Here is a 15496-nt window from a genome sequence, read left to right as displayed (position 1 = left end):
GGCGCTTTGCCCGCGGAGTGGGAATGAACTAATCCTGTAATTAATACTGGCGGTTAGGCAGCGCTTCCTTGGCCTGCTCGGAGGTGAACGTCGACTCTTCGGTCACGATCCGGGCCTCCACCTGCTTACCGTCCACCACGTCCTGCACCACCTGCATCAGCTGCGGTCCGAGCAATGGATTGCACTCCACAATGAAGTTGATCTTCCCTTCACTGGCCGCCTGCATTCCGTCCTTGACGGCATCGACAGAGATAATCCGGATATCCTCGCCCGGCTTGAGCCCTGCGGCTTCAATGGCCTGAATAGCGCCCAGCGCCATATCATCATTGTGGGCATACAGGACGTCAATGTCCTTGTTCGCCTTCAGGAATGCCTGCATGACCTCCTTACCTTTGGCCCGGGTGAAATCGCCGGACTGTGATGCAATAATTTTTAAATGCGGATTGGCGGCAATCACTTCGGCAAATCCCGACATCCGGTCATTGGCCGGTGCCGAGCCTGTAGTCCCCTGCAGCTCAACGATTTTAACGTCCTCTGCGGCATCTTTATACTGTTCGGTCAGCCACTGACCTGCCTTGCGGCCTTCTTCCACGAAGTCCGAGCCGAGGAATGTAACATAGAGTGAGGTATCCTTGGAATCCACGGCGCGGTCGGTCAGAACTACCGGAATCCCTGCATCCTTGGCTTCCTTCAGTACCGTATCCCACCCGGATTCCACTACCGGCGAGAAGGCAATGACGTCAACCTTTTGCTGGATAAAAGAACGAAGGGCTTTGATTTGATTCTCCTGTTTCTGCTGTGCATCCGAGAATTTCAGTGTGATTCCTGCTTCCTTGGCTGAATCCTGAATCGACTTGGTGTTTGCGCTCCGCCAGCCGCTCTCTGCGCCGACCTGCGAGAAGCCGAGTGTAATGTCCTTAGCCTCTGTCTTGGTTCCGCCATTCCCCGATGCCTCTGCAGCAGCGTTGCTGGTTTCTTTAGCCGCTGTATTCCCGCCGCCATTGTTCCCACACGCTCCAAGCATCACCATAGATAAAGTAAGCGCAAGCACAGCTCCCATTTTCCCGATTTTCTTCATCCTTATTTTCCTCCCCCTTAGCTGTCACCATGTGCTGGTGTTGCGCTCATTATAGAACGCTTTCAAAATGCCGTTATACGGGGAGCCTTTGGCGTTTGTTTTCTATTCTTTCGTTTTTTCTGCCTGCATCCTGTTTGTGTGCACTTTTTTATTTTTAGTGTGTAGATTTTGTTTGCGCTTTCTTTTTTTCTTTCCGGCACACCGGGTTTGTTATAAACTAACTACGAAGGGAAACAGGTTTGTTTAAGAAAGGGTACTTTGATGATGCGGATCAAACGCTGGATCACCTCCAGTCTGAGGGCTAAACTGCTGGCTTTGTTCATTGTGCTATCCACCATACCGCTGATCACCGTCGGCCTCATTTCCTACCAGAAGTCCTACCATTCGATCTCCAGCCATAGCAAAGCTTCGAGTATGCTGCAGGCTGACATGCTGGGAATGAATATTGATAACCTCTTCAAAGATACTGAACGGCTCCTGGAGCTGAGCAATAATCCTCAGGTCATCCATTTCCTGATTACACAGTCGGAAACCTATCAGGAGGCCAAAGACATCCTGCGGACATTCAGCCTATACCGGGATACCTACAAATATGAGGACGTTCTCAACATCAGCCTGATTAACCTGTACGGCAAAGGCATCAGCGAACGCCGGGGGATCTTTCAGTCCAACATGAACCCGCTCCGCAATCCCCACTTCCAGACACTGGCCCAGAATCCCGAGTCCATCCTGAGGATTCCGCCATCCTCGTTCTCCACCTACGACAGGGTCGATGGCTTCACCTACGGGAACCAGGGAATCATCTCGATCATGACGGCGGTCAAGCAGCAGATCACCCATGAAGTCATCGGATTTGTGATTGTTGACCTGAAGGACTCGTTCATTAAGGAGTTCTGCGACAAAGTAACGATTGGAAGGACGGGCTTCTTCTATCTGCTCGACCAGCAGGGAAATCCGATTTATGTGCCTCCTGTCGGTAACTCGGATTCGGCACTCGTTCACAGCATCAGGATACCTGACCCGAACCTCAGGCAAAGCGACAGCTTTGTGCTGCAGACCGCCGGACCGCCCCGCTTCATCGTCCATACCGCCTCCCTCGCAACGGGCTGGACGATCATTGGCATGGCTCCCCTGCAGGAGATCGTGGCCGAGGCCAACCGGATCAGGCAGCTCATTATCGTCAGTGTGGTACTGAGCATTATTTTTGCGATCACGCTGAACTATCTGCTTACCATGCGGCTGACCCGGCCCATTCAGCAGCTGCAGCACAAAATGCGGCTGACCGCAAGCGGCTATCTGGAAGCCAAGGTAAAGCCTGATGGTAATGACGAAATCGCCGACCTGGGGCAAAGCTACAATATTATGGTGGAGCAGATCAAAGTGCTGCTGGAGAGAAGTATCCTCGAACAGCAGCAATTGCAGAAAGCAGAGCTGCGGACGCTTCAGGCGCAGATCAATCCGCATTTTTTATACAACACCCTGGATTCGATTATCTGGATGGCCGAGGCTGGAAAAAGCGACGGCGTCATCCGGTTAGTGAAAGCGCTATCCGACTTTTTTCGGCTCAGTCTCAATAAAGGCCGCGACTGGGTACAGATCCGCACGGAGCTGGCACATGCGCAAAGCTACCTGATTATCCAGCAGATGCGCTACCGTGACATTCTGGAATACAGGATCGAGGTTGCCGAGGAGCTGCAGGACTATCCCGTTCTGAACATGACGCTGCAGCCCTTGGTCGAGAATGCCCTCTATCATGGAATTAAGAATAAAAGAGGCAAAGGCATGATCACGGTGTCCGGGTATCCGGAGGATCACTTCGTTGTGCTAATCGTCTCCGATAACGGGATAGGCATTCCCGGGGAGCGGCTTGCGCTGCTCAGGGAACAAATACAGCTTCCTATTCAGTCGGAGGATGCCGACACCGCCCGGAGCGGCTTCGGACTCCAGAACGTCCATCAGCGGCTGCAGCTCTATTTCGGCAAGGAATACGGCATCCGGCTCGACAGCACCGAAGGCATGGGTACACAAATCTCGGTATACATTCCCAAGAACAGGGGGCTCTGATATGAAAAAGGTTATGCTTGTCGATGATGAGATTCTGATCCGTGAAAGCATCCGGGAATGTGTAGATTGGGAGAAAGAGGGCTTCATCTATTGCGGCGACGCCCCCGACGGAGAATTGGCTCTTCCCATCATCAGCGAACAGCTGCCCGACATTCTCATTACCGACATCAAAATGCCATTCATCAACGGACTGGAGCTTAGCTCGGTCGTCCGCCAGAAATTCCCGAAGATTAAGATCATTATCCTCAGCGGGCATGATGATTTCCAATATGCCCAGACCGCCCTGCGGCTCGGAGTCGAGGATTACTGCTTGAAGCCGTTCAGCGCTTCCGATCTGCTGCAGCTGCTTCATCAGGTCAGCCGTAGAATGGATGAAGAGCAGCGGCTCAAACAAAAGTCTGCCTATACTCCGGAGAAGCTGTTCGCAGATCTGTGCGGCGGCCTGATCAGCCCTGCTGCTGCCATCGAATCAGCGGAACAGCTGGGTCTGCCTCTGGCAGCGGCCTATTATGCGGTTGCCATCCTTGCATGGAGCCCTTCCTCGAAGGAAGAGCACGCTGAGCTTCAGCCGCAAATCCCGGCAGATCTGATGTCCGGTCTCCTGGAGGAGATTCCAGGCAGCTTGACCTTTAAGCGCAGCCGAAATGAAATCGTGCTGATCTGTAAAGGTAACGATCCGGAGCAAATCAGCAGCGAGTTGGAAGCGATTACAGATGAATTAAAGCAGAAGCTGCAAGCGGCTTATGAATGCGAGCTGACCGTCGGTTTAGGCGCTGCACAAGAGCGCCTTCAGGGAATCCATCTATCCTATCTGGAAGCCGAGAATGACCGGATGTTCAAGCAAATGTCCAGACAGAATGCAGCGGCGCTTCTGGATGCTTCCTTTGATCCCTCTACAGATTGTGTGCCGCTAGACCGGGGCCGGCTTGTTCAATTTCTGAAGCTTGGAGATGCAAGGCAAGCCACGGAGTTCCTGCTGCAGTTCGCTCCCGGTCTTGGGGCCCTGAACTGGAAATCCATATATGCCTATTACCTGTTGAATGATATCACTCTGGAGTTGGTCCAGACCGCTAAATCCTCTTTTCGTACTGCCGCTAACCCTGCAGACTTAGTTAAAGAGCTGCAGCAGCAGATACGGAATATTGCCAGTACAGACGAATGCCTGGTCTATTTGAACCGCCTGTTTGAACGGCTGTGGGAATGGAGGTCCGAGGGTTCCGATAAATACCGGGAGCTGATTAACAAGGTCAGGCATTATATCCGGGAGCATTATGACAATGAACAGCTGTCCCTTAGCGGGATTTCCAGGCAGGTCGGCGTCAGCTCCAGCCATCTGAGCAAGATTTTCAGCCAGGAGACCGGGCAGACCATCACTGAATTCCTGACCGCTACGCGGATCGGAAAGGCCAAGGAGCTCCTCAAGACAACAGGACACAAAACGTTTGAGATTGCGTTCAGCGTAGGCTACAACGACCAGCACTATTTCTCCAATTTGTTCAAAAAAGTAACGGGTATGACTCCAATGGAATACCGGAAGCACGGTGCATCAGAGGATGAGCTTCACTTCACCCGCAAAGGGGCGGGAGATTGGTGAAACGGCTCTGCTTCAGGCACGGCCTGGTCCTGCCGGTTCTTCTGGCGGCGGGTATTCTGCTCAGCGGTTGCTTTCATTCTGGCGGCGTCATCGACCCGCCCTCCCAAGCTTCCGGGGAATCCCGGACAAGTCAAAACACAGGCCGGCAATTGACCTTCGGCATTATCTATCCCATGGTAAATGCCACCTACGAAATGGTTACGGAGAAAGCCGAGGCAGCGGCAGAAGATAATAACATTCAGCTGCTGGTGCAGGCGCCCGATGAAGCGAATCTGGAGCAGCAAATCCGTTTCATGGAGCTGATGATCAAACGGGGAGTTGACGGAATTGCGATTGCCCCGGTAGACCCCAAAGCCCTCGTCAGCGTGATCAACAAAGCTGTATCCCACGGTATTCCTGTGGTTTGTTTTGAGTCCGACTCGCCGGACAGCAACAGGGATGCTTACATCGGCGCCGATAACCGGAAGACCGGAACTGTAATCGGTCAGACCGTTGACCGTCTGCTGGGCGGAAAAGGAATGATTCTGGTCGGGTCCGGTATGCCGCATATGCTTGGTTACGGGGAGCGTCTGAAAGGGCTGCAGGACTATTTGGCTAAGCATACGGAGATTGATGTCCTTGAAATCCGTCATAATGATGGCAATGAGGACTACAGTGCGTTGCAGCTGGAGCAAATGATCACGGATCATCCCCATTTCAGCGCCTTGGTCAACCTGGATTTTGTCTCCAGTTCAAGCTCTGTGCTGGTCTGGAAAGCCAAGGGCCTTACGAGATATAACATCGCTCTTGGCTTCACTCCCTCCCTGACACAGGCGCTGGACAACGGCCAGATCACCCGGATCATCTCGCAAAACGAACAGAACTGGGGAGCCGATATCATAAATACTCTTCTGTTAAGGTCCAGCGGCATTGAATCACCTGAACGGATTGATACCAACATTACCATAATCGGTGAGTCGCCCTTACCCACCGATCGTGATCATCACGGTTAAGTGTCCAAATTGGAAAATCCTCCTTGCCAACTATATCGGCTGCCGTTATAATAAATATATCGGCAACCGATATAACGGAAGACGAGTATGGAGGTGTAGCATGTCTGCAGATAAAGGGTCTTTGGCGCTGACCGAAGCGGTGTATTATATCCTGCTGTCCCTTCACGAGCCTATGCACGGCTATGGAATTATGCAGAATGTCGAGCAGTTGAGCGGCGGACGGGTGATTCTGGCGGCGGGAACCTTGTACGGGGCGATCAGCACGCTGGTGGAACGGGGCTGGATTACGGCGCTGCCCGGAGAGAGCAGCTCGCGGAAGAAGGAATATGAGATCACGGCAAGCGGACGCAGCGCAGCACGTGCGGAGCTGGAACGGCTTAAAGAGCTAGTGGACAATGGCAGCAGAATAATGGGAGGTCGTCAGCCATGAGATACAGCTGTTACAAGTTCTTTACGATCGGACAGCATGAGAAAGAAGAACACTGGCTGAACGCAATGGCCGCCAAGGGGATGATGCTGGCGCAGGTTGGGGGAATTAAATATTGGTTCGAGGAAGACACGCCCGGTAAATATATTTACCGTCTGGAAATGCTGAATCATCCTCCTGACCATCCGGAGAGTGTGGCCTACATCAAATTCCTGGAGGAAACCGGCATTGAAGTGATAGGCTCATACATTAGATGGGTGTACTACCGCAGACCGGCAGAGGACGGCGCATTCGAGATCTATTCCGATGTCGACTCCAAAATCAGACACTTCAAGCGCATCACCGCATTCGCCAATGTGCTGACCATTATACTGGGCATCGTCGCTATTATTATAGTGTCCGCCGGATACCAAGTAACGGGTTCCAACGGCGGAGGACGGCAGGGGACCGGTCTTGCAGACTCTACTTTAACCATTCTTTTGGTCGAGGGAGGACTATGTACACTCTTTGCCCTCATCATCCAAAGCTTCGTCCTTCCTGTCCGTAAATCGCTCCGCCGGTTGAAGAAGGAACAGACGTATAGGGAATAGTCTCCGGCTAACCCGTTGTCTTCGCAAAAAAAGGCCTATAGAGGGGAAATCATACTGAGCAATTTAATGGAGCGGGTTAAGAATCGCGAGAACCTGATGATCCTCCCAGCTTCCATTAATGTGGACATTCTTTCGGGCTATGCCTTCTCTGTGGAAGCCGCTTTTCTCTAGCACCCGGATGGAAGCGATGTTATGCGTCATTACCCCAGCTTCAATTCGGTGTATATTCAATTGATGAAAGCCATAGTCTACGGTAAGCCGAACGGCTTCTGTCGTATAGCCTTTACCATTATGCTTCTGAGCCAGGTCATAACCGATAATCGCGCTTTGAAGGGGGCCCCGCATCACATGAAAGAGACTGATCGTCCCTATTAACCTTTGGTCACTGTTCGTAAAGATCCCAAAATCGTATGCCTGGTCATTTTGCCTCGCTTCAGCCTGCTTCTGTATACGCTGGTGCTGTCCTTCCAATGTATAAAATTCAGGGGTGCGCGTAGGCGAATAGCGTTCAAAAAGGTCGCGGTTCTCAAGCTGCAGCTGCAGCAGTGCCGGCGCATCATCGGCTGTAAGAGCCCTGATATGTATGTTGTCGCTTCTCAAGAGTAAGCCCCTCCTTATGTGTATTGATTGTGCTCCACCGTTAATCCGGCAGAAAATAATATAAATGATAACAGATATAGCAGTCAAACTAAAAAATTAAAGAATAATAAGATATCCTGATAATAATTAACCCTGTCCGAAGGGAATAGTCCCGGGCTCTACGCAAAATCTTCGAGGCACATCCTACCTTTTACTTATTAACAAAAAGGAGCCCAGCATAAATGCTGTGCTCCTTGCCGTGCTGCTCTTTTTCACTAATTAAAAACATATTCCCCTTCACCGATCTGCAGGGTCTTCCCCTTCAGCTCAGCCGAATCCGTCTCAAAAACCACTTGCTTGAACTGGTTCTCATCGCCCTGCACGAAATCAAAGGACTGCTCGCCGATCTGAAGCGAATAGCTGCTGCCCTCTGACTCTGCAAGAGACAATCCGAACAGCTCTCCCCAATGCTTGGCGGCGGCTGCCGGATCGGAGACGCGGAATACCGCGCTCACCATATCCGTGTTCCCGGCTGGATGAGGCTGAATGACTCCTGACTCGGTCAGGCGCTGCAGCCGCTCCAGGTCGGTCCCGCTCCACTGGATAATGAACGGATAGACGAGGCCCTGAAAATCTCCGTCAATCGTCATCATCCGCCACTCGATTAACCGGCCTTCATTGTCCAGCCGCTTGCCGTCGATGATCGGCGACAGGGCCAGGCCCGCCGCCTTAAGGGAAGCTTCCACGGCTTCGATATCATCGGTGCGCAGCACGACCCGGCTTAAGACCTCATGCTCCGGCAGAACGTTAACCGCATCTCTCACCACGACATTGTGCTCGGTGGCCTTGGCCAGCTCCAGGTTCTCAATGCCCAGAAACTCGATATATGTTAACCCGAAGTAGCTTAAGGAATTATAGGTCCCCCAGCTCGTATGCGAGCCGCCCCGGAAAGCGATCAAGCCATGCTCACGGAACTGTTCCACCGGCTGATCCAGAACATTGACATAGTGCACTAAATGATCCCATTTTAGCTCCGCCACTATTTCTTCACTCCCAGCTCAGTCGTCCGCTTCACCGCTGCAAGCACACTTCTCTGCAGTCCGGCTGCGAAGTCACTGTTGTTCAGCTCATACAAGCCGTGCATGCCGACGCCGCCGGGGGAATTGTTGATATCCAGCAGCTGGCGCGGGTGCAGGCCGGTCTGCTGCAGCATTTTGACCGCTCCCATCATGTTCTCCAGCGCTACCTGCCACGCCTGTTCACGCGGCAGTCCGGCAAGAACGCCGGCATCCGTAAAGGATTCAATGAAATAATAGATATAGTTCGGTCCAGCCACACCGAAGCCGGTGAAGATATCAATGTAGGACTCTTCGAGGTACTGCACTTTGCCGAAGCCGAGCAGGAAGCTCTCCACTTGCTCCCGCGCTGCGTTTGCGTTCAGGGTTACACCGCTGTACCCGTAGCCCGTGTCGGTCAAGGTGTTCGGAATGACCCGGATAATGGCCCGTTCCGCTCCAAAATAACCGCCTAGTTGAGCAATGGTTACCCCAGCCACAATGGATACGATAGCGGCATCCGCCGAGGCGAATTGCTGCACGGTTTGTCCCAGCTGAGCCAGATCGTCCTGAGGACGCACGGCAATGACAATCAGGTCTGCTGCAGAAAGCCCCTGCTCCTGCGAGCTTCCCGTATCAACGCCGTATTTCGCATTTAACAGCTGCAGGCGTCCTTCGTTAATATCCATTACACTGACCTGGTCAGCCGACAAGGTACCATTGGCAAGACAGGCGCGGATCATTGCTTCCGCCATCTGTCCTCCGCCGATGAAATGAATTCGTTGCTTCGTCACTTATGCCCACTTCCTTACCTTAGTTGTTGTCCCATGCTTCCGGCAGAATGAAGCCGTCATATTTCTCCTGGCTTGTGATGTATTCTTCGAACTCCGGCGACTCATACGCTGCCTTCAAATCCTTGGCCCACTGGGTATTCTCGTCCTTCTTGTTCACCGACACGATGATTCTGTGCTGCATTGGCGTATTCTCGATCTTGAGGGCATCGGTAATCTTCCAGTCCGGCGAGTTGGCAATGTAGTTACCATTCACCACGCCGTAGTCCACATCCTGCAGGGAAACGAGAATTTGTGCAGGGTCCAGCACCTTGATGTCAATATCAAATTTGTCCGACTCCATGCTGTTGATGTTGAAGTCCGCTACGCCTGCGCCTTCCTTGATCTTGATCCAGCCCAGCTCTTCAAGAATGCGGAGTGCACGTTCCTGGTTAACGGGGTCATTCGGAACAGCCACGGTAGTGCCGTCTTTGACATCATCCAGCGTTGTATGATTGACGGAATACAGGCCTTGCGGAGCGCCCGGCACGTAAGCAATTCCGGTCATATCGGCATTGATTTCTTCATTGATGGCCTCCATATAGGCTGTACTCTGGAAAATACTTGCGTCAATGGAGCCTTCCTTCATGGCAGGGTTGACCTGCATATTTTGCGAGAAGGTCTTAATATCCACTTTGTAGCCCTTCTCCTCCAGGATCGGCTGAATGGACTGGCGGAATTGCTCCTCATAGGTGCCGACACCGAAACCAACGGTAATTTCCTTCTTGTCCCCCGAGCTTGCGGACTCTTTATTGCCGCAGGCGGTCAGCACCGCCAGAACTCCAATGAGCATAACCAGCATTAACTTTTTCATTTGTACACCTCTCCTATTCCAATACTGTGTTTTTAAATTGTTCTAACGCCTCATCGGTGACACTTAACGGGATCGCGCAGTTTGGCGAGAGAATAAACGGTTTGCCTTGCATCAGCTTCAAAGCGTCTGCCGCCTGCTGCCGGATCTGTGCGATGTCATTCACCGCAAACAATCCATGATCCACTCCGCCCACCTTGGTGGATTTGAGCTCGGCTTCCAGCCCCGGATTGCCTTCGGCGACCGTATCCCAGCTAATGCCGTCGATCCGGTAATCATTGAATTTCTCCGGCTGGGCATGAGCCCCGCAGGTATGAAGGATGTTCTTGCCATAGCTGGCGGCCTCCAGAACAATCGAATCATAAGGTCTGGACAGCTCATCGAACATAGCTTCATTAAATAGCCCTGGATGGGCTGTACCTGTCACCGCATAGAACAAGCCGTCGGAACCTGCTTGCTTCAGCTCCTGTACATAATCTGCCAAGGTCAGCGCAATCGCATGCAGCGCATGGTGGGCAGCCGCCCGGTGCTCCTTGAAGAGCGATTCCAGCGTAACCGGCTGCTCGATGCCGAACACCGTCTTGGTTACATAAGCGGAACGGCCCACGATGAACAGCAGCACCGTAAGCGGCGAGAATACCGTCTGGATCAGCGGTGTGTCCGGCAGTCCTTGCCGGATACGTCTGACGGCGTCCAGGTGCTCGGCCAGGGATGGCGTTTCGGCAGCTTTTTTCACCTCAAGATCCCACAGATTCTCCGCCTTCGGAATGACTGTCGTCTTCTGTCTCGGAAACACGGTCTGGTAATCGGCAAAATCATACTGATTGCCCCAGGCTTCGGCCAGGTAAGTGGCTCTCGGGTTGATTTTGACCCAGTCCCAATCATATTGGTTCGTAAAAGAAATCGTCGTGTCCGCCAGATCCCCGGCCGTTTGCTCCTTGTCAATAAAATGGCGCCAGCCGCTGACAATCGGACGATCCGCCAGTTCACCGGAAAGAATCGCTTGGAATCGGTCTTGCTTGGTCCATGCACTCATCTGTCTGCTTCCCCCTCCTGAATTTGCTCTATCTAATAGCGGCGAATTTTTCTCGCCAAGGTGTTGCCCAAGGATTGAATGCCCTGTACCAGAACGACCAGAATTAACACTGTGGCTATGACGACTACCGTGTCAAAGCGCTGGTAGCCATACACGATGGCCAAGTCACCGACACCGCCGCCGCCGACCGTTCCGGCCATGGCCGTAGCGCCGATCAAGCCGACCGTTGCCGTAGTCAACGACAGAATCAGTGAACCTACTGCCTCCGGCAGTAAGAAGTAGCGGATGACCTGAAACGGAGTGGCACCCATCGACTCGGCAGCTTCCATAATTCCGGGGTTTACTTCCAGCAGCGAGTTCTCCACTAACCGTCCGATGTAAGGTGCGATATAGATGATCAGCGGTACGATCGCTGCGCTGGTCCCAATCGAGGTTCCCACAATAAATCTCGTAAACGGAACAATGGCTACCAAAAGAATAATAAACGGTAGCGACCGGACAATGTTAATGACCGGATTAAGGATCGCGTAGACGGCCCGGTTCTCCAGCACACCGCCTGGGCGGGTAACGACAAGCAGGATGCCGAAGGGAATGCCGATCAGTGAACCTACAAACAGCGAAATCCCTACCATTTGTATGGTCTCAATAATCGCCTGCATAAATTGCTCACCGGTTACTGTGGTCGAAAACATTGTCATCCACCTCCTCAATTCCAATCTCATGCTGCTCCAGGAACTCTAATGCCTTGCCGATTTCTGCGGCTTCGCCGCTGAATTGCAGAATCATGGTTACCAGCGTCTTCTCCTGAATTTCAGTCGTGTTGGCAAACAATATATTGAACTTAATGTCATAGGCGCGGACCATCTCATAGAGAACGGGCTCCGTCGTGCTTTCCCCGAGAAAATGAAGCTTGACGAGCCGCCGTCCATGCTCGGCTTTGATGGATTGCTGTACGCTGGCGGTCAGCTCATTGTGAATAACGGTCTTCACAAAATTCTGCGTCGTCTGATGCCGCGGATGGCCGAATACCTCCAGCACGCTGCCCTGCTCGATGATCTTCCCTTCCTCCATTACGGCCACCTTGTTGCAGATTTCCTGGATGACAGACATCTCATGCGTAATAATCAGCACCGTAATGTTGTATTCCGCATTGATCCGCTTCAGCAGCTGCAGGATCGACTGGGTGGTCTGCGGGTCCAGCGCGGAAGTCGCTTCGTCGCACAGCAGCAGGGAAGGATTCGTAGCCAGCGCCCGGGCAATGCCGACCCGCTGCTTCTGCCCGCCCGACAATTCACTCGGATAGCTGCCGGCCTTATCGCTTAAGCCCACAAACTCCAGCAGTTCCGTTACCCGCTGGCGGATTTCCTCCTTGCTCTTCTTGAGCAGCACGAGGGGGATCGCTACGTTATCGAACACCTTCTTAGATTCCAGCAGGTTAAAATGCTGAAAAATCATCCCGATATTCTTCTTGGCTTCCCGCAATTCATTGGCGCTATATTCGCCTAAATCGAAGCCGTCAACGAACACCTGGCCTTCGGTCGGTCTTTCCAGATAATTGGCCAGACGGATCAGTGTACTCTTCCCGGCGCCGCTGTACCCGATGACCCCGAAGATATCGCCTTTCTCTACCTTCAGGCTGACTCCCTTCAGGGCTTCAATCGTGATGCCTTTCCGTGTGAATGTCTTATACACATTCTTTATCTCAAGCATGTTCATCCCCTCATTCTTATGGTGAAGTTAGGATTTTTTGTTGGTTTTACAAAATCACGCTTTCGCTTGCAGCTTCTCCAGCGCCCGTTCGGCTAAAGAAGCAAAGTAACGGGCTGCGGGTTCAATAGCCGCCTCGTCGACATCGAACTGCGGGTGATGCAGCGGATACGCCGGCCCTGCTCCGATATTGACAAAAGCGCCGGGAATCTGCTGCAGGTAGAACGAGAAATCCTCCCCGCCCATTTGCGGCGGAATATCCCGCACCTCGTAGCCTGTCTCTGCGGCAACCTCTTTCGTAAAATCAGCCCACTCTGCGTGGTTGATTGTGGCCGCCGGGCCCGGATACCAGTGCAGCTCCGCCTCCGCTCCGGCTGCTGCGGCGATTCCCTCGATAATCCGGGTCATTCGCTCAGGAATGCTACGCCGGATCTCTTCATTGTAAGTCCGTACCGTACCTTCCAGTTCAACCTTCTCCGGCAGCACATTCCAGGTGAAGCCCCCGTTGATGCGGGTAACGCTGAGCACCACCGGCTCCAGTGCCGTACTCTGCCGGCTGACGACGGTTTGCAGCATCGTAATGATCTGTGCCGCGGTCACGATAGCGTCTACCCCATTCTCGGGAGTAGCCGCATGGGCGCCGACGCCTTTTACCGTAATTTCAAACCGGTCTACGCCTGCTGTCAAAGCTCCGGAACGCGTTCCAAATGTCCCTGTAGGCAGCTCCGGTGAATTATGCAGTCCGAAAATGGCAGCTACATCCTTAAGGCCTCCCGAAGCCAAGACGCTTTCCGCACCGTGTCCCGTCTCTTCGGCCGGCTGGAACAATACGCGAACCTTGCCAGGCAATTCGCTTTCGCGTTCCTTCAGCAAGAGCGCCGCCCCCAGAATAACAGCGGTATGAAAGTCATGGCCGCAGGCATGCATTTTACCGGAAATCTCGGAGGCAAACGGCAATCCCGTCTGCTCTTCAATCGGCAGGGCATCAATATCGCAGCGGATCGCTACAACAGGTCCTTCAGCATGTCCAATCTCCGCGATCAGTCCGGTTGCTAAAGGGAGGTCGAGTATACGTATTTCAGCTTCGGTCAACCATTCCCGCAGCTTCGCCGTCGTCCGGAACTCTTCATAGCTCAGCTCCGGCTCCCGGTGAAGGTTTCTGCGTACATCGATTAATTGATTGGCTAAGTCCGTCTCCAGTTTCGGTGCCATGGCCAGACACTTCCCTTCTATATGTCTTCCATTCATTATGTCTTCAATTTATTATGAATCGGCAGGTTCCATTTCCTTGATCTGCTCCAGGGCCGTAGCCAGACTGCTAAGGATATGATCCCGCATGGCCTTCTCTGCACCGTCTTCATTCTTGTCGATAATCATCTGCAAAATGAAATTATGCTCTTCATCCGCCTGTGTGTTCCAATCCCCGTGCAAGGAGACGTACCGGCAGTAGCGGAGCGAATGATCTCTTAACTGGTTCAATACCTTCTCGAAGGTCTGAAGTCCGCTTATTTCCGACAAGTAATCATGGAATTCAAAGCCGTAGGTCACAAAATTCTGATTCTCCCCATGCTGGAAGGAATGCTTAATCTGATCCATCATCCGGGTGAGCTTCTGGATATCCTGCTCCGTCGCGTTCCTCGCGGCGCTTCTGGCAACGTATCCTTCAAGCATGCTGCGGATTTGAAAAATCTCTTCCACCTCTCTGGCAGTTACCGAAGCAACCCTGAGCCTTCCGTTCGGCTGCCGGACCAGAAAATCCTCATTCTCCAGCCGCTGAATCGCTTCCCGCAGCGGAGTACGGCTAACCCCAAGCAGCGCCGACAGCTTCTCTTCATTGACCGGCTGATTCGGCTCTAATTCACTGTCTATAATCTTTTGCTTTAATTCGTAGTAAGTATTATCCTTGGACAATCTCCGTGACCGGTTCATCATTCCTCTACTTCCCCTCATCGCATGGTGGCGTGTCGGCGATATATTTGTATAATTGTATACAATTATGAATATACGTTGGCGAATCTATGTAACTACAACCAAGTCCTAGCATTTCGTTTCTGAAAATCTCAGTTTCCCTAGCTTTTTTTCATATAATAATCCCATAATCCCACCTAGTCAAGTATGATTTATGGGAGAATGACAAAAGTCTGCAAATTTCGCAGACCTTATTGCTATTCTACGCGGGGAAGAGCTTGCTGTGAGGAGGCAGAGAATGGAACTGGCCTGCAATTTGGGGCTATATAAGGCTTTATGGAATGACAAAAGGAGCAGCAGCTTGTAGGCTGTGCTCCTCTATCCGACTCTTATGGTTCTCTAGGCGCCAATATTCCACTCTATCGGGCTCTATGCGGCTAATGCGCCTATTTTCTTGTACGCGATCCTATATTTTACCCAATAACATCATTTGCTCCTACATGTTCCCACACGCTCTCTTATCCTGCTCCTTGTCTCCACTAGTTCCGTTAGACTCCTCTGTCCGCATAACCGCTTAACCGTAGCTGGATTAGTTGGAAATTCGCCACCTAATTCCACACGAATGGAGATAATCTCCAATCTAATTGGAAAATCGCCACTTAATATGGACGAAAAATGAAGATTACGCCCATATCGTCCAAATTAAGTGGCGATAATCGAATTAGATCGCTAAAATCCGTCAAAACGGCAAAATTAGTGTGCGAAAATCGAACTAGTGCTTTGACCGCATCCACTTGTAGCTATGCACCGTCTATGTTGCGATAA

Annotated in this window: 15 protein-coding genes; 5 read left to right on the top strand and 10 right to left on the bottom strand. The window is 52.2% G+C overall.

The genetic code is table 11. From position 1 onward, the window contains the following. Nucleotides 1-40 precede the first annotated feature (40 nt). Nucleotides 41-1078, bottom strand: a complete 1038-nt coding sequence (locus tag F1379_RS06250) for an ABC transporter substrate-binding protein (protein WP_162551088.1) — start codon at nt 1076-1078, stop codon at nt 41-43. Nucleotides 1079-1339: 261 nt separating this feature from the next. Here F1379_RS06250 and F1379_RS06245 point away from each other — a divergent pair, with 261 nt between their 5' ends. The 5 genes from F1379_RS06245 (at nt 1340) to F1379_RS06225 (ending at nt 6745) form a co-directional block, all read left to right on the top strand. Further along, nucleotides 1340-3142 carry a sensor histidine kinase gene (locus tag F1379_RS06245; RefSeq protein ID WP_239004580.1) on the top strand — a complete coding sequence of 601 codons (1803 nt, stop codon included), beginning with the start codon at nt 1340-1342 and terminating at the stop codon, nt 3140-3142. Between the two features lies 1 nt (nt 3143). Then, the gene (locus F1379_RS06240; protein ID WP_150267541.1) at nt 3144-4736 is read left to right on the top strand and encodes a response regulator; all 1593 of its coding nucleotides are present in this window, start codon (nt 3144-3146) and stop codon (nt 4734-4736) included. Further along, the gene (locus tag F1379_RS06235) at nt 4733-5728 is read left to right on the top strand and encodes a sugar ABC transporter substrate-binding protein (RefSeq protein WP_150267539.1); all 996 of its coding nucleotides are present in this window, start codon (nt 4733-4735) and stop codon (nt 5726-5728) included. The genes F1379_RS06240 and F1379_RS06235 overlap by 4 nt, the downstream gene beginning before the upstream one ends. A 100-nt stretch (nt 5729-5828) precedes the next feature. Next, complete coding sequence (locus F1379_RS06230) at nt 5829-6158, top strand: PadR family transcriptional regulator (protein WP_150267537.1); 330 nt, start codon at nt 5829-5831, stop codon at nt 6156-6158. Further along, a complete protein-coding gene (locus F1379_RS06225) occupies nt 6155-6745 on the top strand; it encodes a DUF2812 domain-containing protein (RefSeq protein ID WP_150267534.1) in 591 nt (196 codons plus the stop codon). Before F1379_RS06230 ends, F1379_RS06225 begins: the two co-directional genes overlap by 4 nt. A 63-nt stretch (nt 6746-6808) precedes the next feature. On the opposite strand, the gene F1379_RS06220 is transcribed toward F1379_RS06225, so the two are convergent. From F1379_RS06220 to F1379_RS06180, 9 genes are all read right to left on the bottom strand, one after another. Further along, nucleotides 6809-7345 (bottom strand): GNAT family N-acetyltransferase, encoded by a 537-nt coding sequence (locus F1379_RS06220; protein WP_239004579.1) that lies wholly within the window; start codon nt 7343-7345, stop codon nt 6809-6811. Between the two features lie 254 nt (nt 7346-7599). Then, a complete protein-coding gene (locus tag F1379_RS06215; protein WP_150267532.1) occupies nt 7600-8364 on the bottom strand; it encodes a VOC family protein in 765 nt (254 codons plus the stop codon). After that, on the bottom strand, nt 8364-9173 hold the full coding sequence (gene proC / locus F1379_RS06210; RefSeq protein WP_150267530.1) for a pyrroline-5-carboxylate reductase: 810 nt from the start codon (nt 9171-9173) through the stop codon (nt 8364-8366). The genes F1379_RS06215 and proC overlap by 1 nt, the downstream gene beginning before the upstream one ends. A 19-nt stretch (nt 9174-9192) precedes the next feature. Then, nucleotides 9193-10023 (bottom strand): MetQ/NlpA family ABC transporter substrate-binding protein, encoded by an 831-nt coding sequence (locus tag F1379_RS06205; RefSeq protein WP_150267528.1) that lies wholly within the window; start codon nt 10021-10023, stop codon nt 9193-9195. 13 nt (nt 10024-10036) lie between these two features. Then, entirely contained in the window at nt 10037-11056 is a 1020-nt protein-coding gene (locus F1379_RS06200) for a uroporphyrinogen decarboxylase family protein (RefSeq protein ID WP_150267526.1), read from the bottom strand. 32 nt (nt 11057-11088) lie between these two features. Continuing rightward, a complete protein-coding gene (locus F1379_RS06195) occupies nt 11089-11748 on the bottom strand; it encodes a methionine ABC transporter permease (RefSeq protein ID WP_150267524.1) in 660 nt (219 codons plus the stop codon). Next, entirely contained in the window at nt 11723-12766 is a 1044-nt protein-coding gene (locus F1379_RS06190; RefSeq protein WP_150267522.1) for a methionine ABC transporter ATP-binding protein, read from the bottom strand. Before F1379_RS06190 ends, F1379_RS06195 begins: the two co-directional genes overlap by 26 nt. A gap of 54 nt (nt 12767-12820) precedes the next feature. Then, nucleotides 12821-13975 carry an amidohydrolase gene (locus tag F1379_RS06185; protein WP_150267520.1) on the bottom strand — a complete coding sequence of 385 codons (1155 nt, stop codon included), beginning with the start codon at nt 13973-13975 and terminating at the stop codon, nt 12821-12823. Nucleotides 13976-14026: 51 nt separating this feature from the next. Next, nucleotides 14027-14695, bottom strand: coding sequence for a GntR family transcriptional regulator (locus F1379_RS06180; RefSeq protein WP_150267518.1), 669 nt, complete (start codon nt 14693-14695; stop codon nt 14027-14029). Nucleotides 14696-15496: the final 801 nt, after the last annotated feature.

The sequence above is a fragment of the Paenibacillus tepidiphilus genome, from assembly GCF_008635795.1.
Classification (GTDB): domain Bacteria; phylum Bacillota; class Bacilli; order Paenibacillales; family Paenibacillaceae; genus Paenibacillus_AQ; species Paenibacillus_AQ tepidiphilus.
Note: the sequence above shows the minus strand (reverse complement) of the source record. Positions and strands in the feature narration are given on the sequence as shown.